The organism is Deltaproteobacteria bacterium CG11_big_fil_rev_8_21_14_0_20_49_13, assembly GCA_002796305.1.
GTDB lineage: Bacteria > UBA10199 > UBA10199.
Map to the genome: position 1 here is coordinate 1,516 of PCWZ01000079.1, position 22,998 is coordinate 24,513.

Annotated in this window: 19 protein-coding genes and 1 pseudogene (1 of these 20 only partly in view); 15 read left to right on the forward strand and 5 right to left on the reverse strand. The window is 49.0% G+C overall.

Annotation, left to right across the window (positions count from 1 at the left end; genetic code table 11):
- A pseudogene (locus tag COV46_07605) lies at positions 1 to 171 on the reverse strand (hypothetical protein) (it extends 555 nt beyond the left edge of the window).
- Positions 172 to 363: 192 nt separating this feature from the next.
- Between COV46_07605 and COV46_07610 the strand changes: the two are divergent.
- The 3 genes from COV46_07610 (at position 364) to COV46_07620 (ending at position 4,017) form a co-directional block, all read left to right on the forward strand.
- Positions 364 to 807: an arginine repressor gene (locus COV46_07610; GenBank protein ID PIR16576.1), complete on the forward strand. Its 444-nt coding sequence runs from the start codon at positions 364 to 366 to the stop codon at positions 805 to 807.
- A gap of 3 nt (positions 808 to 810) precedes the next feature.
- Complete coding sequence (locus tag COV46_07615; protein ID PIR16577.1) at positions 811 to 2,901, forward strand: hypothetical protein; 2,091 nt, start codon at positions 811 to 813, stop codon at positions 2,899 to 2,901.
- A gap of 210 nt (positions 2,902 to 3,111) precedes the next feature.
- Complete coding sequence (locus COV46_07620) at positions 3,112 to 4,017, forward strand: hypothetical protein (protein ID PIR16578.1); 906 nt, start codon at positions 3,112 to 3,114, stop codon at positions 4,015 to 4,017.
- On the opposite strand, the gene COV46_07625 is transcribed toward COV46_07620, so the two are convergent.
- Positions 3,946 to 4,482, reverse strand: a complete 537-nt coding sequence (locus tag COV46_07625; protein ID PIR16579.1) for a hypothetical protein — start codon at positions 4,480 to 4,482, stop codon at positions 3,946 to 3,948. The two genes, COV46_07620 and COV46_07625, sit on opposite strands and share 72 nt — an antisense overlap.
- Before the next feature lie 175 nt (positions 4,483 to 4,657).
- Between COV46_07625 and COV46_07630 the strand changes: the two genes are divergently transcribed.
- Both COV46_07630 and COV46_07635 read left to right on the forward strand, forming a co-directional pair.
- Positions 4,658 to 6,181 (forward strand): hydroxylamine reductase, encoded by a 1,524-nt coding sequence (locus COV46_07630; protein ID PIR16613.1) that lies wholly within the window; start codon positions 4,658 to 4,660, stop codon positions 6,179 to 6,181.
- A gap of 153 nt (positions 6,182 to 6,334) precedes the next feature.
- Entirely contained in the window at positions 6,335 to 7,711 is a 1,377-nt protein-coding gene (locus COV46_07635) for an MBL fold metallo-hydrolase (GenBank protein ID PIR16614.1), read from the forward strand.
- A 4-nt stretch (positions 7,712 to 7,715) separates the two neighbouring features.
- Here COV46_07635 and COV46_07640 read toward each other — a convergent pair whose 3' ends face one another.
- Complete coding sequence (locus tag COV46_07640) at positions 7,716 to 8,252, reverse strand: YfcE family phosphodiesterase (GenBank protein ID PIR16580.1); 537 nt, start codon at positions 8,250 to 8,252, stop codon at positions 7,716 to 7,718.
- Positions 8,253 to 8,345: 93 nt separating this feature from the next.
- On the opposite strand from COV46_07640, the gene COV46_07645 reads away from it, so the two are divergent.
- From COV46_07645 to COV46_07690, 10 genes are all read left to right on the forward strand, one after another.
- The gene (locus COV46_07645) at positions 8,346 to 10,052 is read left to right on the forward strand and encodes a hypothetical protein (protein PIR16581.1); all 1,707 of its coding nucleotides are present in this window, start codon (positions 8,346 to 8,348) and stop codon (positions 10,050 to 10,052) included.
- Between the two features lie 53 nt (positions 10,053 to 10,105).
- A complete protein-coding gene (locus COV46_07650) occupies positions 10,106 to 10,663 on the forward strand; it encodes a hypothetical protein (protein PIR16582.1) in 558 nt (185 codons plus the stop codon).
- 17 nt (positions 10,664 to 10,680) lie between these two features.
- Positions 10,681 to 12,678, forward strand: coding sequence for an amino acid transporter (locus COV46_07655; protein ID PIR16583.1), 1,998 nt, complete (start codon positions 10,681 to 10,683; stop codon positions 12,676 to 12,678).
- The gene (locus COV46_07660; GenBank protein ID PIR16584.1) at positions 12,678 to 13,232 is read left to right on the forward strand and encodes a hypothetical protein; all 555 of its coding nucleotides are present in this window, start codon (positions 12,678 to 12,680) and stop codon (positions 13,230 to 13,232) included. The genes COV46_07655 and COV46_07660 overlap by 1 nt, the downstream gene beginning before the upstream one ends.
- Complete coding sequence (locus tag COV46_07665; GenBank protein PIR16585.1) at positions 13,229 to 14,164, forward strand: hypothetical protein; 936 nt, start codon at positions 13,229 to 13,231, stop codon at positions 14,162 to 14,164. Before COV46_07660 ends, COV46_07665 begins: the two co-directional genes overlap by 4 nt.
- Positions 14,161 to 14,517: a permease gene (locus COV46_07670; protein PIR16586.1), complete on the forward strand. Its 357-nt coding sequence runs from the start codon at positions 14,161 to 14,163 to the stop codon at positions 14,515 to 14,517. Before COV46_07665 ends, COV46_07670 begins: the two co-directional genes overlap by 4 nt.
- Positions 14,517 to 15,134 (forward strand): hypothetical protein, encoded by a 618-nt coding sequence (locus COV46_07675; protein PIR16587.1) that lies wholly within the window; start codon positions 14,517 to 14,519, stop codon positions 15,132 to 15,134. Before COV46_07670 ends, COV46_07675 begins: the two co-directional genes overlap by 1 nt.
- Positions 15,135 to 15,290: 156 nt before the next feature.
- Positions 15,291 to 19,760 carry a hypothetical protein gene (locus tag COV46_07680; protein ID PIR16588.1) on the forward strand — a complete coding sequence of 1,490 codons (4,470 nt, stop codon included), beginning with the start codon at positions 15,291 to 15,293 and terminating at the stop codon, positions 19,758 to 19,760.
- A complete protein-coding gene (locus tag COV46_07685) occupies positions 19,757 to 20,419 on the forward strand; it encodes a hypothetical protein (protein PIR16589.1) in 663 nt (220 codons plus the stop codon). The genes COV46_07680 and COV46_07685 overlap by 4 nt, the downstream gene beginning before the upstream one ends.
- 181 nt (positions 20,420 to 20,600) lie before the next feature.
- Entirely contained in the window at positions 20,601 to 20,975 is a 375-nt protein-coding gene (locus COV46_07690) for a hypothetical protein (protein PIR16590.1), read from the forward strand.
- A gap of 47 nt (positions 20,976 to 21,022) precedes the next feature.
- Here the strand turns inward: COV46_07690 and COV46_07695 are convergent, their stop codons facing one another.
- Positions 21,023 to 22,303, reverse strand: a complete 1,281-nt coding sequence (locus COV46_07695) for a ribulose 1,5-bisphosphate carboxylase (GenBank protein ID PIR16591.1) — start codon at positions 22,301 to 22,303, stop codon at positions 21,023 to 21,025.
- A gap of 108 nt (positions 22,304 to 22,411) precedes the next feature.
- Positions 22,412 to 22,843, reverse strand: coding sequence for a secondary thiamine-phosphate synthase enzyme (locus COV46_07700; protein ID PIR16592.1), 432 nt, complete (start codon positions 22,841 to 22,843; stop codon positions 22,412 to 22,414).
- Positions 22,844 to 22,998 lie beyond the last annotated feature (155 nt).

The window sequence follows — 22,998 nt, forward strand, 5'->3', positions numbered from 1 at the left end:
CTCTTCTCCGTCCAGAAAGACTCGCCGCCTGTTCGTATCAAATATAAAGGATTCGGCGGTTATGACGTCATTGTCCACGCGGATGCGCCCCTTCTTTATCATCTGATTGATCTCAAAGTTGTTCTTTGCAACGCCGGAACGTGCCAGAAATTGATGCATTCGTAGTTTCATGGTTGGGCGGGCATTTAGCCCGCATTCTCCCTATTTACAAGAAATATTAAATGATTGCATAAAACGACGAATTTTGCATATATATGCAAAAAAGCGAGTGAGGATCCGGTTTTACCGGTCCGAGCGAGAGGGGTTTGGGGGGAAACGGCTTCTTAGCCGGTCGTTCCCCCCATCAAAAAAAGGAGATAGTTTATGCGTATGAGAGTTTCCCCCACCAAAAAACAGTCAAGGCAGGACCTCATGCTTCGGCTCGTTAAAGAGAATAAGATGACGACGCAGGACGATCTGAAAGAAGCCCTTGAACGCTACGGCTTTGAGGTCACCCAGTCGTCCCTTTCTCGCGACATCAAGGAGCTTGGCCTTGTTAAACAGCAGGGGGTCTATGTTGTCCCTCCGCGCGGCATGCACGGAAGCACGCCTCCCATCACCACAATGGAATCGGCCGGCCCCAACATGATAGTCCTAAAGACGCTGGTCGGCATGGCGGCCCCCGTCGGCATAACACTCGACAGTCAAAAGATACAGGGAGTTGTCGGAACGGTTGCGGGGGATGACACGGTGTTCCTTGCAACGTCCCCGTCGGTCTCCCACGAAATCATAAAAAAACAGGTCAGAAAACTTTTTAAAGGAGAATGATCCATGAAAAAGCTCCTCAAGTATGGCGCAATCGTCATAGGTGTTATTCTTTTACTAGCGTTTATTGTTCCATTTCTGATACCGGCCGACACCTACAAGAAATATATTGTCAAAGAGGTCGAGAACAGGATCGCCGGCAAGCTCGAGGTCGGCTCGATGAGGATAAAGATAGTCCCGCTTCCGGGGTTTGACCTGAAAGAAGTGAAGCTATCCAATACGACCGGTAAATTTGCTGGCGAGCCGATAGTTTTAGCTAAGGAGATATCGGGTTCGGTGCGGTTGATGCCTCTTTTCTCCAAAAAAGCTATTGTAACTTTGGACCTGATATCGCCCGAGGTCTATTTTAGCACGGCCAAGGACGGCAGGACGAATATAGACGATCTTCTTGAGGAGAAGCAGGAAACAGGAAGCAGGAGGCAGGAAGCTGGAGAAACGGCAAGCGGGGTATTTATAGCGAATGCATATGCAGATGATGCAAGTTCCCGGACCCTAGCCCCTAAACCCTCCTCTGACTGGAAGGTGATGGTCGCAGGTTTCGAGATCGAGGACGGCCTTGTAAAAATAACCAAAGATGGTGAAATCCCGCTGGAGATAAAACAGTTAGATTTCAAACTTTCGGACTTCTCTCCCGATTCAAGCAAGGCTGTTTCGCCGGTCCATCTGGCCGTGGCCCTTTTCGGGAGCGAAAAACAGAACTTTAAGATAGACGGAAAACTTAACGCAGACCTGAAGGGAAAGACGGCGGAGATAAAGGAGTGGAAGGTCGTCATTGGTGAAGCGGCGTTCGATCTTAACGGTAATGTGAACTTCGGAGATAATAGGTCCGCTCACGTGGAGCTGAAACTCCCCGGTTCGAACATAGGCAGTATGCTTGCTTTCGACCCGAGGCTTTATTCGCAGGTGCCAAGCGATGTCTCGAAGGCCGCGCTCAATAAAATGCCGCTTTCAATAGATATCAACGGCGACTATGCAGACGATTCGGTGAAGATAAATAAATTGGCTGTGGCCCTGGGCGGAACAAAGATATCGGCCTCCGGAAGCGTTTCCACAAAAGAACCCATGCCGGCCGATATCAAGGCGACCATCTCTCCGCTCAAGATAGGTGAACTAAAATCGCTCCTTCCTGCCTTGAAGGCAATGGGCGAGGTCTCGGACCCTAGCATGAGCCTCAGGATATCCGGTCCGGCGTCGAACCCAAAGAGCCTTTCCGTTTCCGGACACATAGAATCGGCCAAGGTGAAATATCAGGGCTACGAGATATCGAACCTTAAATCGGACATAAGATATACGCCCAGCAAGATAACCCTGGCGTCCCTCACCGGCAATCTTTACGGCGGCTCACTTAAAGGGAGCGGCAGCCTTGGTCTGGTTGGTGAATCCGCATATGACGCCGATGTCAGCGTATCGAACATCGACATGTCCCAGGTTCCCGCAACGAAGGAGCTGTTAAAAGGACATGGAACGCTCAACGTCAAGGCCGACGGGAAGGGAACCGACGAGGCGGCCATCAAAAAGAACCTTAAGGCTCAGGGAAATATTAACCTTGCCAACGGCGATATTCCATCTTTGAAGCTAGGAGAGAAGATATTCGGGAGTCCCGCATGGAACATACTGGCAGGTCCCGGAATAATAATAAACCAGCGCGGACTTGCAGAACTTCGTTCGCTCGATGCGTCTTGCAAGGACTTTAGCGCCACGTTCAGTATTGCGAACGGGGTGATAAACACGCCGAACGTAAAGTGGCAGCATCCTAAATACAGTGTCACGCTCGACGGTTCCGTTACAATGGACCAGCAGTTGGATTATGCCGGAGCGTTCGCGCTTTCAAGGCAGACGACCGACGCGCTCATAACGAACCAGACGGCAAAGAGCATTCTTGTGAACAAGAGCGGCGAGCTTAATATCCCTTTCAACGTGGGCGGAACAACTTCCTCTCCAAGCGTTCGACCGGATGAGAAATATCTGGCCTCCCTTTTCACAAAGGTCATCACCGAATATGCCGCCCAAAAGGCGGTCGATACCGTAAAGGATGTGGTTGGCGGAAGCCTTCCCAACCCCGGCAAACAGCTCCTTAAAGGCCTCTTTGGTAAATAGTTCAAAACGTCAAGAAATCCAACATGGTGGGTGAAATTTCACCCGCCCTTTTTAGTATTATAAGACTGAATTCAAGAGATTGAATCTAATCGTCAATTACCAAAAAACATTTAAAGTCTTATAGTTAAGTTTGTCAGGCCCTGGCCTTTAGACCATATCCCTCATTTGGCACGCTTTATGCTCCAGCTTGAGTGTAGGAGGTAAGATCGCATGAAGCTCTCAAGTTTTTTCATAGTGACGTTCGGGCTGGGAGCTCTCTCTTATCCTGCTCTTAACATTCCAACCGGCGGTCCGTTCTTTTTGGACCAGGGAAGACAACAGGCTGAACCAGCCCCAAAACCTTCTTCCACGAAGACCGGTTACGGAGTCCTTGAAGAGGATCTTAAGGTGATAAGCGAGGGTCCAAAGGATTACAGGATAGTGATAAATGTCCCGGCGACAAAACTGATACTCTATGAAGGAGAAGATCCGGCACTTGAATTTCCTGTGGCCGTTGGAGATGTCAGATATAAAACACCCATCGGTCCACAGACGATAAAGAGAATAGAATGGAATCCTTGGTGGTATCCGCCAAAGAGCGACTGGGCGAAGAACGATAAGATAACGCCTCCTGGGCCGAAGAATCCGTTGGGTCCGGTCAAGATGCTGATGAGCGATGACATAAGGCTTCACGGAACCACAAAGGACTGGAGCATAGGACGCGCGGCTTCGCACGGATGTATTCGCATGCATTCAGGTGACGCGCTGACGCTCGCCTGGTATCTGCAGCAGCATCTGACCGACAAGGGTGACCCTTCTTATATGGAGAAGTATAAGAAGCATAGTCGCAGTACTTTTGTGGTCTCTTTGGACCGTCCTGTTCCGGTTGAAATCATCTACGAGCCGGTAGCGGTCCATGAGGACGCCTTGACGATATATCCGGATCTTTACGGGAGGATAAAAGATCTCGAGGGTATCACCGAATGGAAACTTTTTAGCTTTGGCATAGATCCTTGGGAGATAAATGATCTGAAATTGCCTAAGGGAAATAAAAAAGAGGTGCGCCTACCAATATCTGACAGGCCCGACGTCCACGTGGACAAATCTCTTGTAGTATCCGACCCCGCCCATTTTTAGAGACCTTGCGTAATCTCTTAGCTTTCTCATGGGGACCCCGGGTACGACTATATCCATGGCCATGCCTTTCATATGAAGGCTCTCTTTTGCGGCGCGATGTCCGCGCCTTCTTAGCGACCTGTTAAATTCGGGGCTTCTGTAGGCAGAAATGACATCGATTTTACTCACTCCAAAATGGTCCTGTATGTGGTCTATAAGGGCTATGAGCTTTAGGGACATCTGGGCCTTTTCATCGTTCATTCTGCAGCGAAGAAGGTAGTTTATCTCGTTAAGACCCTCATTAATGAAGCCATCCTTGTTCTTATATTCGACGGTTTCAAGTTCGTGGGAATGGGTGTTATAGATGGTTATAATGCCGTCTCCGGCGTATTCAAAGTCCTCAAATGTGGGAATGGATGCCCTGCTTATGACCGAAGGCCAGACGATAGCTACGGCTACTAATAGATGAAGCACTGATATCTTCATATATATCTATTATCGGCAATTTTCCGGAAAAGTTGCTAAAAAATCTATACTGTTTGCCTTAAAATTTGCCCCCTTAAAAAAGCCAATTATCTTGCATATTTGACATAGGTCAAAGCATAGGTTTTGTAAACATGTAAGTTGCGTTCACAACAAACAAGGAGGAAATTGTATGGATATGTTTTGTTATCAATGTGAGCAGACGTCGCACGGTACGGGATGCACAAGTTTTGGTGTGTGCGGCAAGGACCCAAAGGTCGCGGTCTTGCAGGACCAGCTGGTTCATGAGACAAAAAAAATAGCTAAACACGGCGAGAAGGGAGTCGATGCCGACCGGTTCATTATCGAGGCCCTTTTTTCAACAGTAACTAACGTCAACTTCGATGCCGCAAGTCTTGAGAAGCTCGTAAATAAAGCTCACACATTTTATAAAGGTGGGGCTGCCTCTCTCGACACGCCTTCGATAGACAAGCGGAAAGGTGTAGAAGGCGATGATGTGGTTGGCCTTCAAGAGCTATTGACCTACGGATTAAAAGGGACGGCTGCTTACGCCCAACACGCGCAGATCCTCGGAAAAGAAGATGCCTCCGTTTATAGTTTCTTTCGCGAGGCACTCACGTTCCTGGCAGATGATCCAAAAGATGTGGGAAAACTGGTTGCAATGAACCTTAAGTGCGGCGAGGTGAATCTGAAGGTGATGGAGCTTTTGGATTCCGTTCACACAGGTGCGTACGGGCATCCGGTTCCGACAAAAGTAAGGATCACGCCGGTCAAGGGAAAGGCCATTCTTGTTTCAGGGCATGACCTTAAGGACATGGAAGAGCTTTTAAAGCAGACAGAAGGAAAGGGCGTTAATATCTATACGCACGGTGAGATGCTCCCTGCGCACGGATATCCGGAACTTAAAAAATATAAACATCTCGTAGGTAATTACGGCGGTGCGTGGCAGGACCAGCAAAAAGAATTTGCGGCATTCCCCGGTTCCATTCTCATGACGACCAACTGCATTCAGCGTCCACAGGATAGTTACAAGGGAAGGATATTCACGGCAGGTCTTGTTGCGTGGCCCGGGGTTACGCATATCAAGGGACATGACTTTGCTCCCGCCATAAGATCGGCGCTTGAAGCGGAAGGTTTTACTGCGAACGGTGCGGAGGAGTATATAACCGTCGGCTTCGGACACAACGCGGTCCTCGGAGTTGCGGACAAGGTTATAGAGGCGGTCAAGAAAGGCTCGATAAAACACTTTTTCCTCATTGGTGGATGCGACGGGGCAAAGAGCGGACGTAACTATTACACAGAGTTCGCCGAAAAAGTTCCCAAAGATTGCGTGATATTGACGCTTGCGTGCGGCAAATATCGTTTCAACAAGCTTAACTTCGGCGACATAGGCGGCATTCCAAGGCTCCTCGATATCGGCCAGTGTAACGATGCCTATTCGGCGATAAAGATAGCATCCGCCCTTGCCGGTGCGTTCAACTGTTCGGTGAACGAACTGCCGCTCTCGCTCATACTTTCGTGGTACGAGCAGAAGGCGGTCTGCATACTTCTGTCGCTTCTCCATCTTGGAATTAAGAATATAAGGTTAGGACCCAGCCTCCCCGCGTTCGTATCGCCGAACGTTCTAAAGGTGCTCGTTGATAATTATAATATAATGCCGATAACAACGGCAGAAAATGATTTGAAAGCGATCATGAAATAGTTGTCATCCCCGCGAAAGCGGGGATCCAGAGTGTACGAACGAGGTCCCAGCATTCGCGGGTGACGACACAGTGACTTAAAAGACGCTTGTTAAGCACGACTCTTTGTGTTAGACTGTAAATGTCAAATGGCAAAGAGGCGCGATAAAGGCGGTTTGAAATTGCAATTCTTGGGCGCGACTGGGACGGTGACCGGTTCCAAGTTCCTTCTCTATAACGCATCCGCAAAATATATGATAGACTGCGGGCTCTTTCAGGGGCTCAAAGAGCTTCGTCTGCGAAACTGGGCTCCTCTGCCTGTTCCTGTCGTAGAGATCAACTCGGTCATCCTTACACATGCACACATCGATCACAGCGGATATTTCCCCGTCTTCGTAAAACAGGGGTTCAGAGGCAGGGCCTACGCTAGCACATCGACAGTCGAACTTTGCAAGATACTACTTCCCGATTCGGGCTTTCTGCAGGAAGAAGACGCGGTCTTCGCGACAAAGAAGGGTTTTTCAAAACATCTGCCGGCACTTCCTTTGTATACGTATAGCGACGCCGTCGCCTCGCTCCCTTATCTCTCCGCCATTCCGGATGGGAAGCCTTTCGACCTTGGACACGGAATTAAAGTGCGCCTCGTAGAGGCGGGCCACATCTTAGGCGCGAGGTTCGTTCACATCACATCGCAGGTGCCGTATCAGCGCACCATTCTCTTTGCAGGCGACATAGGCAGGTACGATTCGGTCATCAACAAGGGCCCTGCGACCATAAAAGAGGTCGATTATATCGTCATGGAGTCGACCTACGGAGACAAACTTCATCCTGATGAGAATGTCTTCGACAGGATGGAGCATATCATAAGATCAACGGTAGAACGAGGCGGAAAAATTATTATACCGGCGTTCGCCGTCGACAGGACGCAGGAGATCATTTACATAATCAAAAAACTTCAGGATAAAAAGAGGATACCCGTTGTGCCCATGTTCTTGAACACGCCGATGGGAATAAGTGCCACGCAGATATATACGAAGCATTCAAATGAAGAGGGGTTCTTTAAAGATGAAATGGATGAGCATTCCTTCACTCTTCCCAATATGAAGATGGTAAGGACGCAGGAAGAGTCCAAGAACCTGAACTTCATGCCAGGCCCTGCTATCATAATCTCGGCCTCCGGAATGATGACAGGCGGAAGGGTGCTTCATCATGTGAAGGCGTACGGCCCGGACCCCAACTCAACCCTTGTGCTTGTCGGTTATCAGGCGTCAGGGACCAGGGGCAGGGCGATACTTGACGGTTCAAGGAGCATAAAGATCCACGGACAGCCGGTTCCGCTTAACTGTCATATCGAGCTCATAGATTCCATTTCCGCGCACGGTGATTACGAGGATATCCTGAAATGGCTCTCAAATTTCAGGCGCAAGCCAAAGGCGATATTTCTGGTTCACGGCGAGGCCAATTCCACAAAGGCCCTTGCGACAAGGATCAAGGATCGTTTCAACTGGAACGTTGTCATTCCAAACTATCTGGACGAGTTCGATCTGGCTTAGGTGGTCATTCAATGAAGAATGTCTTTTGGTCGATGACGCTACCTTTTAGCTCTATTATTTTTACTTCCAGCTTATGAGGTTTTAATTCAAGTATGGCAAATGTCATGGACGAACCCCTGTTGTCCTTGGGGTGGATATGACCGGGGTTTATGTAATATGCTCCGTACCTCTCTCCTATGAAAGGTTTGTGGGTGTGTCCGTAAAGTACTATTTTCACGTCGCCGTCCTGTGCGGCCTCAGTTGGATTGATGTCTTCCTCAAGGTCGTGCGCGTCTTTGACAGGGGTGTGGGTTATAAGAAATGGAACGCCTTCGAATTCCTTTATTATCCTGTTGGGGAATGCCGGGTCCTTATACCTAGTCTCGAAGATGCCGGGGACCGAAACAACGTTCTTAAAAGATATTTTAAGATCGTCCGCATCGGTCGAATCGTCACCGAGATGGATAATAACGTCCGCGTTGAACTCCTCTGCCATACGTGACGCCGCTTCCCGCATCTCGGTCAGGTGTCCGTGCGTATCGCTCATTATGCCCAGTATCATATTAGTGACCCGTAACTTGTAACTAGTGAATTGTATTCACATGTTCTATCATTTGTGATACAAGCCTTGCAACTAATAAAATTTGTCACGGAAATGCCACATACTATTCTAACCGATATCCTGATAATCTTTGCCGTTGCGGTGCCCGTCGTCTATTTTTTTCACAGGGTGAAGCTGCCGCCCATTGTAGGGCTTTTGGTAACCGGTTTCATTATCGGACCTTCCGGACTTGGGTTCATCCAAGATACCGAGCGTATCAATCTGTTGGCCGAAATAGGAGTTGCGCTCCTTGTCTTTTCTTTGGGTCTTGAATTCTCGCTCAAACATTTCGGGGAGATAAAAAAGGTCGCTCTTCTTGGAGGCGCTCTTCAGATAACCCTTACAATTGCGGTCGTTTGTGGACTTTCTTTGTGGACCGGTTTTACATGGCATGAGGGCCTTTTCCTGGGTTGTGCCCTTTCGCTTTCGAGCACGGCCATCGTCTACTATCTCCTTGCGCAGAAGAGGCTGGTCGATTCCCCGCATGGGCGGATCGCTATCGGAATACTTATATTCCAGGACATGTCCGCCATTCCAATGATAGCCCTTCTTCCCATCCTTGCGGCACCTTTGGGTTTTTCTGGATCCCCGGTGATCTTCTACGCGCTCCTCAAAGCGGCGGCGGTCATAGGCATTTTCATTTTGGGTGGATGGTTCGTGCTGCCTCCGTTGCTTCATCAGATAACTCTTACAAGGAGCAAAGAGCTTTTTTTGATATCCATTCTGGTCATGGCGCTCGGTTTTGGATATTTTACCTCGTGGCTCGGGCTTTCGTTCGCACTTGGGGCCTTTCTTTCGGGGTTGATGGTTGCCGAGACCGATTTCAGGTTCCATGCGCTTTCGGAGATCGCACCTTTTAGGTACTGCTTCAACGGGCTCTTCTTCGTTTCCATCGGAATGCTTGTTCATCCGGCGTTCCTGCTTTCCCACTGGTGGATACTCCTGCTTATCGCCTTGGCGCTCCCATTAGGTAAGACTCTCATCACATCCATCGTTGTGTTCCTGTTTAGATATCCCATGAGCGTCTCTGTGATGGCGGGGCTCGCCCTTTCACAGGTCGGAGAGTTCTCCTTCCTGATCGCTCTCATTGCAAGAGGCGCCGGCATAATATCCCAGGAACTCTATGATTTTACGATAAATGCGGCGTTCATTACCATCCTTCTCACTCCTGTTTTTATGGCAATATCGCCAAAACTGTCGGTGTTCATCGATAGGATCATTCCGATACAGAGGATACGTTGTGAAAAGAGGGGGGCGGAGATAGAGGCGGGGCATCTTAAGGACCATGTCATTATATGCGGGTTCGGGCCGCTTGGTTCCAGTGTCGGACGTATCTTGGAGCAGGCGGGGAGAAAGTACCTTGTCTTGGAGCTAAACCCGGCTACTGTAAAAAAGCTCAAATCCAAAGATGCCGAAAGGCCGGTCTATCTTGGCGACGGCGCAAGCGAGGAGATACTTTATAAGAGCGGCATAGAAAGGGCGTCGGCCCTGGCCATTACAGCGCCTGATTATATGAATAGCATGGCGATAATCACGCAGGCAAGGTCGATGAATCCCGGCATCAGGATAATAACAAGGGCCAAGTTCAGGAACCAGGTGGAGGACCTTTATTCCGCGGGCGCCGATATCGTTATATCCGAAGAGCTAGAGGCCGGCGTTGAGATGGGGCGTTATATACTTCTCCACATGGGGATGGATGAAACGACGATCGATCAATATATTCAAACAATTCGGTCATTTGGGAGCGCCGACTTCTTTTAATTGGGACATACACTTAAGAATTAAGTGTGTGTCCCCGGAATAAATCAGGGTGTTTGACAAGCCATGTTGGTTATGGTAGGTGGGGCGTCATTCCAGAAGGCACAAGAAGCGCTCTTCTGGATTTTTATTATTATCTTATGATGTTATGTCACTATTTAACGCCTCTTAACGTCGTTATCCTCAAAGACGTAACCGACCGCGACACCGTATTCACCCGTCTGACAGAGGAACTTTGCAAGCACAATAGTATAAGGAACGAAAAGCGCCTGGCGCAGGCGATCCTCGACCGCGAATACGAAGGTTCCACCTTTCTTCCGACCGGAATAGCCATTCCCCACGCAAGGGTAACAGATGTGGAAGAAATAACCCTTGTGGCCGGAGTTGTGCCGGGTGGATTCAAAGAGACACCGGATTCGGACCCGACCTACATGATCATCCTCTTTTTCTCTCCCGTTAAAGAAAAGGAGTTCGGCCGGCACCTAAAGCTTCTTGCAAAGATATCTTCGGTCTTTCGCGACCCGTCATTTGTAAAGGAAACGGCTTCTCTGGGCGATATTGATAAGATATTCTCCGCCATCCAGCAAAAAGAGCGGGAGATGATAGAAGAGTAGTCCCTATTCCCCCAAAAATGGATAAATTATCCAAATATTCCACTAAAACTACCGCTGTGGTCATTACAACGGCGATGCTTACCTTCGTTTCGGCATGGCGCGCGGCATCGGTTGTCCTTTGCGACCTTGGTTCATCGGCCTTTTATGCCTGCGGGATAGCCGAACAGGCGATAGGCAAGGCGGCCCCGTGGTTCATTATAGCCATAATGTGCTTTTCGCTGTGTGTTCGTGTGGTTTACATGGAATCGTGCGCCATGTTCGTTCGTGGCGGTGTTTATAAGGTAGTGAAACAGGCGCTGGGCGGGCCCATTGCCAAAATGTCGGTTTCGGCCCTTCTTTTCGATTATTCGTTGACCGGACCCATAAGCTCTGTTTCTGCCGGTCACTATCTGGCGGGATTTTTGAACCAGTTCTTTGCGCTCATAGGGTTTACCGGGATCTATATCAGTCCTCCTACATTTGCCGTTATCTTTGGCATTATAGTAACCCTATATTTCTGGCGCCAGAACATCATAGGTATCCGCGAATCAAGTGCGGCGTCCTTAAGAATAGTCCAGCTCTCTATACTTGTTATCGGCATAATATTCGTTTGGAGCCTTGTAACGATAATGTTCACGCATGTTGAGCTCCCTACATTTACCCCGCATCCTACAGATGAGGCCATGGGTTGGCTAAGACATTTTCCATGGGTAAGGGGGATCGGTCTTATCGGTATATTCGTGGCCCTCGGGCATTCGATACTCGCCATGAGCGGTGAGGAGTCGTTGGCCCAGCTTTATCGTGAGATAGCCTCGCCAAAGATCAAGAATCTGAAAAGGGCGGCGGTTGTTATCTTCGTATTTAGTTTTCTTTTTACCGGTCTCGTCTCCCTTTTTGCGATGATGATCATTCCCGACCAGGTAAGGCCAGCGTACTATAATAATCTTCTTTCCGGCCTTTCCATGCACTTGATAGGTCCGACCACGATAAAAATGGCGATGCAGGGGCTTATCGTTATCGTCGGGGTGCTTCTCCTTTCGGGTGCCGTTAATACCGCCATGGTAGGCGCCAACGGCGATCTGAATAGGTTGGGGGAGGACGGTATCTTTGCCAACTGGTTCAGAAAAACGCACCCGCGCTACGGCACTACGTACAGATTCATATCTTCCATTGCGATAGTTCAAATGGTCATAATCCTCTTGTGTGAAGGCGACGTTTATATCCTGGGTGAGGCATATGCGTTCGGCGTTATTTGGTGTTTCGTGAGTCAGACGCTGGCGGTCCTGATACTAAGATGGAAGGACAGGACCCCAAGGGAGTTCATGGCCCCGTTCAATATCAAGTTCGGCGGAGTCTATCTCCCAATAGGGATAGGGCTTACGTTCCTCTTTCTTTTTTGCATTGCCATAGTCAACCTTTTCACAAAGACGATCGCTACGAAGCTTGGAATAATCTTTACGATAGCTTTTTACTTTGTTCTGTTGGGCTTTGAATACTCGAACAAGAGAAAGAAGTCAGGCGGGGATCATGAACTTGAAGAGGTTAACCTGAAATTTCAGGATGTGGCGAATGCGGTGAACTGCGGCTGTAAACACCAGAGCAGGATACTTGTTGCAGCGCGCGATCCCAATAATCTCTATCATTTAAAAGATGTTCTAGAAAAAACGGACAGCGATACTACCGATGTAATGGTAATGACCGTGAGACAGGGGCCGGTGCTGGAAGAGGGAGGGGTTGAAAGTCTTCCCTCGGACGAGCGCATTCTGCTGACCAACATAGTTGCCGTGGCCGAAAAGCACGGGACCTCGGTCATTCCTATCGTGGTGCCGGCCACAGACCCGATCTACGCCACCGCCAAGGCGGCCTTTGACCTAGGCGCAGGCGAGATAGTGCTCGGGAAGTCTTTAAAGACCGACCCGTCGGTTCAATTGGAAAAATTGGCGATGGCGTGGGGATTTGTGTCGTCCGGCACGGATAAAAAAGTAACGGTCAAGGTCATCTGGCCGGACCATGAGCTTAAAGTCGAACTTTCGTGATGTTCACTATAATCATCATAGCAATAGGCCTTTCAATGGACGCCTTTGCTGTGTCAATTTCCAGCGGCGTCGGGGTAAAACAGCTAAAACTTTCGAACGCATTGAAAATGGCCGTTCTTTTCGGCGGTTTTCAGGCGGTGATGCCTGTTATAGGCTGGCTTGCCGGGGTCGGCGTTCGGAGCTATATTTCGGGGCTTGACCACTGGATAGCGTTCGGACTTCTGACCATCATCGGTCTTAAGATGATATATGAGGCCTTTAAGATGAGGACCGAAAACGACGCAAAAAGCGACCCGTTCAAATTATTCACGCTTCTCCTTCTGGCGGTGGCGACAAGCATCGATGCGTTGGTCGTTGGCACGACCTTTGCACTTTTGGACCTTCTCATAGTCGTACCCGTCATTATAATAGGATGCATTACATTTGCTTTTTCCTTTGCGGGGGCCTATATCGGTAACAGGTTCGGTCACTTTTTTGAGAATAAGATAGAGATTGTGGGAGGCATGGTCCTCATAGGAATAGGTGTTAAGATATTGCTGGAACATATTTTATGATAGCAACTCTTCTGCCCTGGACACTTTTCAATCTTCTCGTACTTGTCCTTCTCGCCATCGATCTCGGCATCTTTCATAAGAAGGCGCACACCATAAAACTTAAAGAAGCGCTTATTTTAAGCCTTATATGGACGATCGTCGCGCTCATTTTTAATGTTGGCATATATTTCTGGAAGGGGAGCGGTCCCGCCGTCGAATTCTTTACCGGTTATCTGATAGAGAGGTCCTTAAGCGTCGACAATCTCTTTGTCTTCCTCCTCGCATTTCAATACTTTAAGATCGAAGGGCAATATCAGCACAAGATACTTTATTGGGGTATCGTTGGTGCGCTTGTAATGCGCGCCATCTTTATCTTTTCAGGCGTCGCCATCATAGAAAAGTTCAATTGGGCGATGTATCTCTTCGGAGCCTTTCTTATATTCACCGGCGTCAAGATGGCGTTCCAAAAGGACAAGGAGATACACCCAGAGAACAACCCTGTGTTAAAGCTTTTTAAGAAAATAATGCCTGTGACAACGGAATTTAACGACGGCAAGTTCTTTAAAAAGATCGGCAGGGTATTCTATGCAACGCCGCTCTTTGTGGTCCTGATAGTCATTGAAACAACCGATGTCGTCTTTGCGGTCGATTCGATACCGGCTATACTTGCCATCACGCGCGACGCCTTCATCGTTTATACATCGAACGTCTTTGCGATATTGGGCCTTAGGGCGCTCTATTTTGCGCTCGCTGGGATCGTTGACCTCTTTCACTATTTGAACTACGGGCTTGCCATCATCCTTTCATTCATAGGCGTCAAGATGCTCATTGTCAACTTTTATAAGATACCGGTCGGTATCGCCCTTGGAGTTGTGGGGGTGATATTGGCGTTATCAATAGTTGCTTCCGTTATTTGGCCCAAAAAAGGGGCAAACCTTGGAGGTGCGGTATGAACAGTGCCATAATGGTCGGTACCGGATTTTTGGCAGGTGTCCTTGGCGGTTTTTTGGGGGTAGGCGGTGCGGTATTAATGATACCGGTGCTGGTCTTCTTTTTGGGATTCTCACAGAAGATGGCCCAAGGGACGACCCTTGCCGCCATGATACCGCCCATCGGTCTCATGGCGGCGCTCATGTATTGGAAGGCCGGTAATGTTGATTTTAAGGCGGCAATTCTACTTGCGTGCGGGTTCTTTATCGGAGGCTGGATAGGCGGAACCCTCGTGCAGGAGATCCCCGACGGGATCATCCGGAAGGTCTTTGCCATATTTTTGGTGATAATCGCCGTTAAGATGTGGATGAAATAATGGACGCAAAAGATAAGATCCTAAATGCGGCAGAAGAGATCTTGGCGCTCAAAGGTTTTGGGGGCGCGCGGACCGCAGAGATCGCAAAGAAGGCCGGTGTCAACAAGGCCCTTCTTCACTATTATTTTAAGAACAAGGAAGGTCTTTATCATGCGGTGATGGACAGACTCCTTTTTGAGCTGATCCAGATAGCGCAGGACGTGTTGAAAAAGGGGCTCAAAGGAGAAGCGCTGGTGGGCGGCCTTTTTGACGCGTTCTTTGATTATTCCGCCAAGCACCGCCACTTTGCCCGCCTCACGACGGTCGAGAGCGCCGGCAAAGAGTCGCGCTATCTTGAGAACATGCTCCGCAACTTCTTTAAGCCATTGTTCGAGCGAAGTTGCGATCATATCAGTAACGAATCGGCAAAGGGGAGGCTTAACAAAATAGATGAAAGGCAGTTCATTATAACCGTATATCTTTCCATGCTCTCGTTCTTCTCGGATGCCCCGTTCATAAGCGCCATCACGGGTTTCGACGTCCTTTCAAAGAGGCATGTCTCGGAGCGCAAGGCCTTTATGAAGCAGATGATCTCGAGGCTACTTTTTAAGAAAAAGAAGGCCGCAGAGAGACCCTGAGTCGACGATCTTCCCTTTATTTGTGATGGGTACGATGGCAGGGGCGCCGGGACGCTCCAATATGTCGAGAGTTGTCCGGTTTTCCATTTGGTAGTCTTTTCATGACGCGACGAGTATTGCGTCAATATAACCCATCCTTTATTATTGCCCCTGTAAATGTCGCACAAAAAGATCAGATCGATCCTTGTCGCCAACAGGGGCGAACCGCTCCTTCGGGCCGTAAAGACCTGTAAATCCAAAGGGATGGCTGTCTGCGGGGTATATTGCGGAGATGACAGATACAGCCACGCAATTTCCAGATGCGATCTTTCTGCCGAAATTTCGTCCTATCTCTCACCGGACGAGATAATAAATGCCGCAAAGGCCCATAAAATTGACGCAATATGGCCCGCATGGGGGTTCTTATCCGAAGATGCGTCATTTGCGCAAAAGGTGTGTGACGCGGGTATTATCTGGATTGGCCCGAACCCAAAGGTCATGGAGCTCCTTGCCCATAAAGGCGAGGCAAGCAAGGCGGCCAAGGCGGCAGGACTTACAACGATACCCGAAGTAATAATAAAAGCAAAACAGGTTGCTGATCACCGATCACCGATCACTGATTATCCTCTTATCATAAAGCCCGCAACCGGCGGCGGAGGGCAGGGGCAGGTGGTGGTGCGAAAGGAAGAAGAGTTCAAAGATGCGCTGGAAAAGGCATTTAGAATAAGTGAATCTCTGTTCAAAAGCGGTGAAGTGGTCGTTCAAAAGTTGTTGGAAGATACGCGCCATATCGAATTTCAGATCCTTTGCGATAATTGCGGCAATGTTACCGTGCTTGGCGAAAGGGATTGTTCTATTCAGAGGCGAAATCAGAAGGTGATAGAAGAATCGCCGTCTCCAGCGCTGAGTGACAAATTGAGAAATGAGACGATAGAGCGCTTGTGCAGGTTCGCCAAAGAGGTCGGCTACACAAGCGCAGGAACGGTCGAGTTCCTCTATTCTGAAGGCAAGCTCTATTTTCTGGAAGTAAACACCCGCCTTCAGGTTGAACACCCGGTCACAGAAGAGACCACGTTCGTAAACGGAAAGAACGTGGATATCGTTGGCGAGATGATAAAGATAGCCGAAGGCCGTCCCCTTCAATTTTCGCAGGGAGAAATAGAGCGCAAAGGTCACGCGATCGAGGCAAGGATATATGCAGAGGACGCGGCGAACGATTTCAGGCCGGCCTCCGGAAAGATAAGGGCAATAAGTCTTTCAGGGGGTAAAAATGTAAGGGTCGACTCCGGCTTTGAGGGTGGCGACTGTGAGATGTCGTCAAAATATGACCCAATGATAGCGAAGATGATAGCTTTTGGAGATGATAGAGAGGCTACAATAAGTTCTCTTCAAAAAGCTCTTTCGGATTCGGTGATCTTGGGCCTTCCTTCAAATATCACCCTTTGCAAAAAGATCATCTCTCACAACGAGTTCGCCCAAGGTTCTTACGACACAAAGTTCATAAAAAGGAACATGAGCGAACTCCTTCACAATGGTGAAGACCTTTGGGCGGCGCTGACGCTCGTCTCGGTGCTTAAATACAAAAAGAACGATCAAAAACGGCTCCTTATAACGGAAGGGGCGAAGAGATTCGAGACAGAGACAAAATGCGTATCGGAAGAGAGGTTCGTCACCTTTCTTAATAAGGTCCCTATAGAGGCCGAGCTTAGAAAGATCTCGGAAAATATCTATACCCTTGCCCTTTCATCCGGCAGTATCGTAAGGGCCCATGCCTATATCAACGGAAGCGTTAATCACGTCCTTGTGAACGGTTCATCATATTTCTGTGAGGTCTCCTCGTTCAACGCCGGAGGCGAAGAAAAGGACCGGCACGCATCTCCTACCGGCGGCAGGATATCTTCAATAAAGGTCCGGCCGAACGAACATTTCAAAAAAGGCGACACGCTTTTTGTCGTTGAAGCGATGAAGATGGAGACGTCCGTTAAGGCGGCCGCGAACGGTATTGTTAGATCCATACTCCTTTCTGCCGACGATGTTGTTGAGGCATTCGACAAGGTCCTGGAACTTGAGCTCGAAGCTTACGAAAACAAAGCGACAAAAGAAACAAGGTTCGACACCGTGAAAAACATGCCTAAAAGTTCATCGCTCGCAAGGATCATTGCGGAGCCCTTGGCGTTATTAGATAACAAGGCTTCAAAGGACCGCTTTCTGATAATAAAGAACTATTTTGCGGGTTTCGATATTCCGGCCGATTCGGTGAGGGTTGCCGGGAGAAACATCACGGATCAAAAGAATGAGGCGGCTACATTCTTGACGGATCTCATCACCTCGTTCGAAGATATATTAAAGCTCTCTTCCGACGAGCATTCTTTAAGCGTCGGCAATTTCCCCGACAAAAAGATACCAAAGGCAACGGAAGATATCCTGTCGAGGGTCCTGAAGTTCCTTTATGGAAGGGATGTAAAGAACTGTATCGGTGTCATTCCGTTCTTTAGAAAGATATTTGAGAACGTAGAGGTCAAAAAAGAGCGCCTTCACGAACTTGTATCTTTCATTGCCGTTGAAGGTGGATGCGTGAACGACGGACTATTAAAGGCGCTAAAGAAACTCGGCCTTTTTGAAGACATTCTTTTGCGCTTTGATCTGAAAGAACCTCCGGTAGCCGCCGGGTATCTTAACGAATATAATGATTTTACGGCCCAGGCATCTAAGATTATAAACGGACCGCCAAGGAACGGCTCTCTTCCGGAACCGATAAACAGCTGGTTCAAGGGGTTCGAGATAATGGAACTCCCCCTTGCGCTTAAAGATGTGAGGTTATTTCGGGCCGGGAAAAGGCTCATAAGTATCGCAATGCCCAAAATGAACGCGCCCGAGATAAGGGACGGAGAGATACATGCGATACCATTTATCGAGCGTGCAGCGATCAACGCATACATTGCGCTCAAGGCAGGGACGGAGACCGGATGCGGACCTAATCATGTCTTCATTGTAACGCCCGAAGGCTTCACGGTCCCATGGAGCGGCGATGATAAGAAGTTCAGCCTTAGCTTAAAGGCGGTGAAAAAGGTCTCAAAGAGGGTCGCCGGTTTTGCGCACGGGCTCAACATTTCGGCTACGGAAGTTATAATAGACCTCAAAAATGAAAGGGGTGAACCGTTCAGGTCGATACTTGAGGTGAGGCATGCGGGAAGCATCGGCGTGATAGGAAGGCCTCCCTATTCTGTAAACGAGAGGGAGATAGAAAAAGAGAACGATCCGGAAAGGGTCCTTAACGACAGACAGCAAAGGCTTGGTAAGCTCATAAATAAGGACAGGGCAAAGCTCCTTTTTGACGGCGGCGTTTTTGAAGAGGTGCCGAATTCGTTCTTTATGGTGCCGGAAGGTGTGCAGGTAGGCCTCAATGTCTATAAGGGAAAGATATTTGGGAGGGACGTTCTCTGCTACGCAGGCGATTACAGGATACAAGGCGGCGCTTTAGGCGAGAACGAAGGGAAGAAACTCGCCGCAAGCGTCATTGTCGCCTATCTCATGGGCGTTCCCCTAATAGGCATTCATGACGGCGCCGGCGCCAATATCAAGGGTTCGGTGGCCTCTCTTGGATGGGCGGGGGCATATTTCGGGGCCGCCGCGAATACCGGCGGTTTTTCCAGCCATGAAAAATTCTGTGAATGGCTCGGCGGTCATCACAACAGCGCCTATTTCAAAAAGGTGCTTACAAATTTTGGCATCTCTGATTTTCAGATCACCGATCACCGACCACCGATCACCCATTTGCCGTTAACTCATATTCATCTGAACCTGGGCGCCGCCGTCGGCATGCTCGTGTACGGCGCATCAATTTCAAATCTTTCGATAATGGTCGACCATCCGGAGGTTTACCGCGTCCTTACCGGTTCTGCCACGGTCGAAAAGGCGATAGGAGAAAAGGCGACCAACTATGAGCTCGGTGGAAGTGTTGCACATGCAAAGAAGAGCGGCGATATAGATATCGTAGCGCCAAGCGAAGAGTCGGCGATAAGATCGGCAAGGGAGGTGCTGGCCCTTCTTTCGCCGGGTCCAAACATTAATGGCATCGCCCGCCTCTCAACTCACCCCCAGCCCAGCATAGACACTTCTGCAAGCATCATCTTCGGGCGCGACGCGATACTTGCCAACGTTGACGGAGGGTTCTTTTATGAAACAAGAAAAGAGCTCGAAAATGCCGGTGCGGTCATAACGGGACTCGCAAGAATAGCGGGGCAGCCCGTTGTTATAGCGGCGATGGCAACGGACGGAGGCGCCAATCGTTCGGCATCGTTCAAAAAGATAGGTGCCGCCATCTCGGCCGCGCAGGACCTAAAGATACCTCTGATCCTCGTTACCGGAAAAACGTTCGATATGCTAAATGAATGGAGCTCGCCGCACGACCTCTATCAGAGGAATGAGATGTACCGGCTCCTTAACAAGGTCGATATCCCGAGGTTTGGAATAGCTCTCGGCGCCGCATCTGCAAGGCTTCCTGTTCTCGAGGCATGTGATGTTGTAACTTGCGTAAAAAGGGGAGATGACACCGAACACGAAGAGAGGGCGGCCGGCGCTGTGGCGCATTTCGTGGCGGCGGATGTGAGAGAGGCGTTCGATAATATCGTAAAGGCAATGTCATGATGAGAGAACGTATAAAAGAGATATTCGATAAAGGTTCATTCGTTGAGTTCTACGCGAACGATGTCCAGCCGCTCATAACGGGAACGGCCATGTTAAGCGGGAAGAAGGTTGGTGTGATAGCGGACGACCCGGATGTTGCCGGAGGGGCGCAAGGGATGGATTCAATATCCAAGTTCACAAGATTCAACAGATATTGCGAACGCTTTGGCATCCCCTTGGTCGAGCTCAACGACTCGCCCGCGTTCACCCCCGGAAGCGCACAGGAACACGCAGGTATCCAGGGTGAAGGGGGAAAGTCGATAAGGGAAGAGTGCCTCAGCCGCAACCTAAAGGTGGCGGTGACACTTAATCAGAACTACGGTGGCCGCCTGATACATGCGAACCTCAAGACCTTAGGGCCCAAAAGGCTCGGGCTTGTATTGGAAGGTGCGAAGGTAGGGGTCATGGGGGCGAAAGGGGCTGTATGGGTCCTTCACGGCAAAAAACTTTCAACGATAAAGGATGCCGCGGAGAGAAAGAAAAAGGAAGAATACCTGATAAAGGAATATGAGCAAGAAAAGCTCTCGCCTGATCAGATGGTAAACCTTGGCTACGCGGAAAAAGTGATAAAGAGCCCCGATATCAGAACCGAACTAATAGATATTTTCAGGGGGAGGTAAGGTATTCGAGCGACCGTCGTTCGAAGCTACGGGCGGCGAACGGCGTTTGAATGAGCCGCCGGACTCGAGATAGACGCCCCATTCCCCCCTTGTCTAATTGTCCAATGTTGCGGAAGGCTCATAAATTGCTGGCATATACATTGTAAATATTGTATAAATTCATCTACGGAGGTGCGTAATTATGTCCAAAAAGATCCTGATAGCTGATGATGACAAGGAATTTGTAGAGATATTATCCGAAAGACTCACAAGCGTAGGTTACGATACGGTAATAGCATACGAAGGGATAAGGGCCTTACAGCTTGCCCATCATAAAAAGCCGGACCTGATAATACTCGACTGGAAGATGCCGGTAGGGCTCGGTTCGGTCGTGTTAAAGGACCTTAAAAATGCGCCTGATACGAAGCATATTCCCATAGTAATACTCACCGGTCTTGACGATACGGCGCTTGAGGTCACCGCCAAGCAGTTAGGGGCCGACGCGTTCTTCAGAAAGCCTTACAACACGCAGGAGTTTCTTTTGGAGTTAAAGGAGCTTTTGGCCATCGCGAAGTAGTGGGGAAATAAGCCGAAGAAAATATTAATAAATACGGCAGATAGGGTCTAGGATCTGGCAGACCAGAGGTCTAAAGCTGATTTGAGCTCCGGATTATTCTTTGAGTGTTCCGTCAGTGATATTCCATTTAAGATAGCTTCCCACGCCTGACGAAGGCTTTGCGCCCCGCCTTTTGGCCCCATGGGGTGGCCAAATACGCCCCTGCCCGGGACGAAACCAAAATCGAAGGTCTTTAGTTTGTCATATACCGAAGGAAGAGTTCCAGCCCAATCGCTTCCGCCTGGAGTTGGAAGTGAGCTTTTAAGTTTTCCTAAATGTCTGTTGCACTCGTTGACATTTGAAAGGACTTCGGTATCGGAGGTCTTCATTCTTTCTCCGAAACCCGGCATTATAATGATATCGCAACCTACAATTCTTTGAAGCTTGGTCAAGAGTTCGCTCGATATTCCGTGAAAGGGGAGCCTAGACATTGGGGCAATGAAATCAAAGTGGGCAACTATCGGGACCTTTGAATGTTTTCTTAACATCCGTACGGCCGAAAGCCCGACCGCCATGACATTTACCATAACCATTCCGGCGCCGTTCTTTACCGCCAAGTCATGAAGTCTTAAAAGCTCGTCGACCTCGTCCGTTATATTGGCAAGGAACATCTTCTTTTCGCCTGTTAGATCCTCTGCCTTCTTTGCGGCCTCGGCGCAAAGTTTGGTCCGCTCTGAAAGGGACGACCATGGGGCATCTGAGAGCATTTCGTCATCTTTTGCGATATCGAGCCCGCCTACCCATGCCTCAAAGGCAAGCTTGGCAAAATCCTTTGGAGAAAGACCGATATTAGGCTTAACAACGCCTATAAAGAACGGGCGATTGATGATGTTACAATGACCCCTTAAACCTTTGATCCCGAACATGGGACCTTCGAACTGATTCACGAACTTTTCGGGGAATTCGATATCGGTAAGTTTGATGGTCGTTATTCCCGGCGAGAAAAACGCCCCTTCGCCGGCCGCGGCGGTAAGGAGGTTCGGTATCTTTGCACCGAAGTTTATATGTGGGTGAGCTATTTTCACTTCGCACCATGATGGGTTAGCAGGTTCGCAGGTTCGCAGGTTCGCAGGTTCGGAGGGCGATTTTTCTATTATCCTTAGATCAAGTATCTTGGCGCCGTGTTTTGTGCGAAGATCTTCGTCAACTCCTACGCGTTTCCACTGTGCGGTCGATTGCTCCTGACACAAATGTTCCGCCGCCTCTTTCGGGTCGATGGTCGATTCAAAGAAGTAGGTCTCGACTATGTAGTCGTCTAGGTTGATGTCTCCGTCTGCAAAGAAGCTCATAAGGACAATTTCCAATCACCAAATCCCAATGACAAATAAATGCCCAAATTTCAATGACCAATTGGGGGATATTGGAACATTGGGATTTCCTTCGTCATTGCGGCTTGGTCATTCGTCATTACCAATTATAGTAACTCTGATATTTCTTTCGGGTCTTGGCCCATCAAGTTCTATAAAGAATATGCTCTGCCATGTCCCGAGCGCCATCTTTCCGTCCGTAATGGGGACTATCTCATTGGTCTTAAGAAATAGCGACATTAAATGGCTGTGGGCGTTGTTTCTTCCGTCAACGCTCGAATGGTCGTGCTTGTAATCGGCGTTGACAGGTACGAGACATTTCAGAGCCTCTTTCATATCTTCCTGAAGGCGGGAGCACTTTTCATTGATGCATACGGCGGTAGTTGTGTGCTGAGTGGTGAGTATCGCAATTCCGTTCTTTACATTGGATCTATTTATGGCGGCGGCGACCTTGTCCCTTATTTCAACGAACTCAATATGCGCGCCCGACTTGATGGTTATGAGATCGCTGTGGGTGTTCATTGAATGGGCAGTATACACCCAAAAAGGGGCATATTTCCAGCATAATCTTTGGCTCACTTGGAACTCGGAACAGACATCGTATCCCCCTTATAAAGAGGATAAGGTATATGTTGGATAGAGAATGGAGGGAGTTGAAGAAAGTTATCCATAGTCCG

Coding starts and splice junctions, on each gene's coding strand:
- COV46_07610 (PIR16576.1), top strand. CDS start 364: ATGCGTATGAGAGTTTCCCCCACCAAAAAACAGTCAAGGCAGGACCTC.
- COV46_07615 (PIR16577.1), top strand. CDS start 811: ATGAAAAAGCTCCTCAAGTATGGCGCAATCGTCATAGGTGTTATTCTT.
- COV46_07620 (PIR16578.1), top strand. CDS start 3,112: ATGAAGCTCTCAAGTTTTTTCATAGTGACGTTCGGGCTGGGAGCTCTC.
- COV46_07625 (PIR16579.1), bottom strand. CDS start 4,482: ATGAAGATATCAGTGCTTCATCTATTAGTAGCCGTAGCTATCGTCTGG.
- COV46_07630 (PIR16613.1), top strand. CDS start 4,658: ATGTTTTGTTATCAATGTGAGCAGACGTCGCACGGTACGGGATGCACA.
- COV46_07640 (PIR16580.1), bottom strand. CDS start 8,252: ATGATACTGGGCATAATGAGCGATACGCACGGACACCTGACCGAGATG.
- COV46_07645 (PIR16581.1), top strand. CDS start 8,346: ATGCCACATACTATTCTAACCGATATCCTGATAATCTTTGCCGTTGCG.
- COV46_07655 (PIR16583.1), top strand. CDS start 10,681: ATGGATAAATTATCCAAATATTCCACTAAAACTACCGCTGTGGTCATT.
- COV46_07660 (PIR16584.1), top strand. CDS start 12,678: ATGTTCACTATAATCATCATAGCAATAGGCCTTTCAATGGACGCCTTT.
- COV46_07665 (PIR16585.1), top strand. CDS start 13,229: ATGATAGCAACTCTTCTGCCCTGGACACTTTTCAATCTTCTCGTACTT.
- COV46_07670 (PIR16586.1), top strand. CDS start 14,161: ATGAACAGTGCCATAATGGTCGGTACCGGATTTTTGGCAGGTGTCCTT.
- COV46_07675 (PIR16587.1), top strand. CDS start 14,517: ATGGACGCAAAAGATAAGATCCTAAATGCGGCAGAAGAGATCTTGGCG.
- COV46_07680 (PIR16588.1), top strand. CDS start 15,291: ATGTCGCACAAAAAGATCAGATCGATCCTTGTCGCCAACAGGGGCGAA.
- COV46_07685 (PIR16589.1), top strand. CDS start 19,757: ATGATGAGAGAACGTATAAAAGAGATATTCGATAAAGGTTCATTCGTT.
- COV46_07690 (PIR16590.1), top strand. CDS start 20,601: ATGTCCAAAAAGATCCTGATAGCTGATGATGACAAGGAATTTGTAGAG.
- COV46_07695 (PIR16591.1), bottom strand. CDS start 22,303: ATGAGCTTCTTTGCAGACGGAGACATCAACCTAGACGACTACATAGTC.
- COV46_07700 (PIR16592.1), bottom strand. CDS start 22,843: ATGAACACCCACAGCGATCTCATAACCATCAAGTCGGGCGCGCATATT.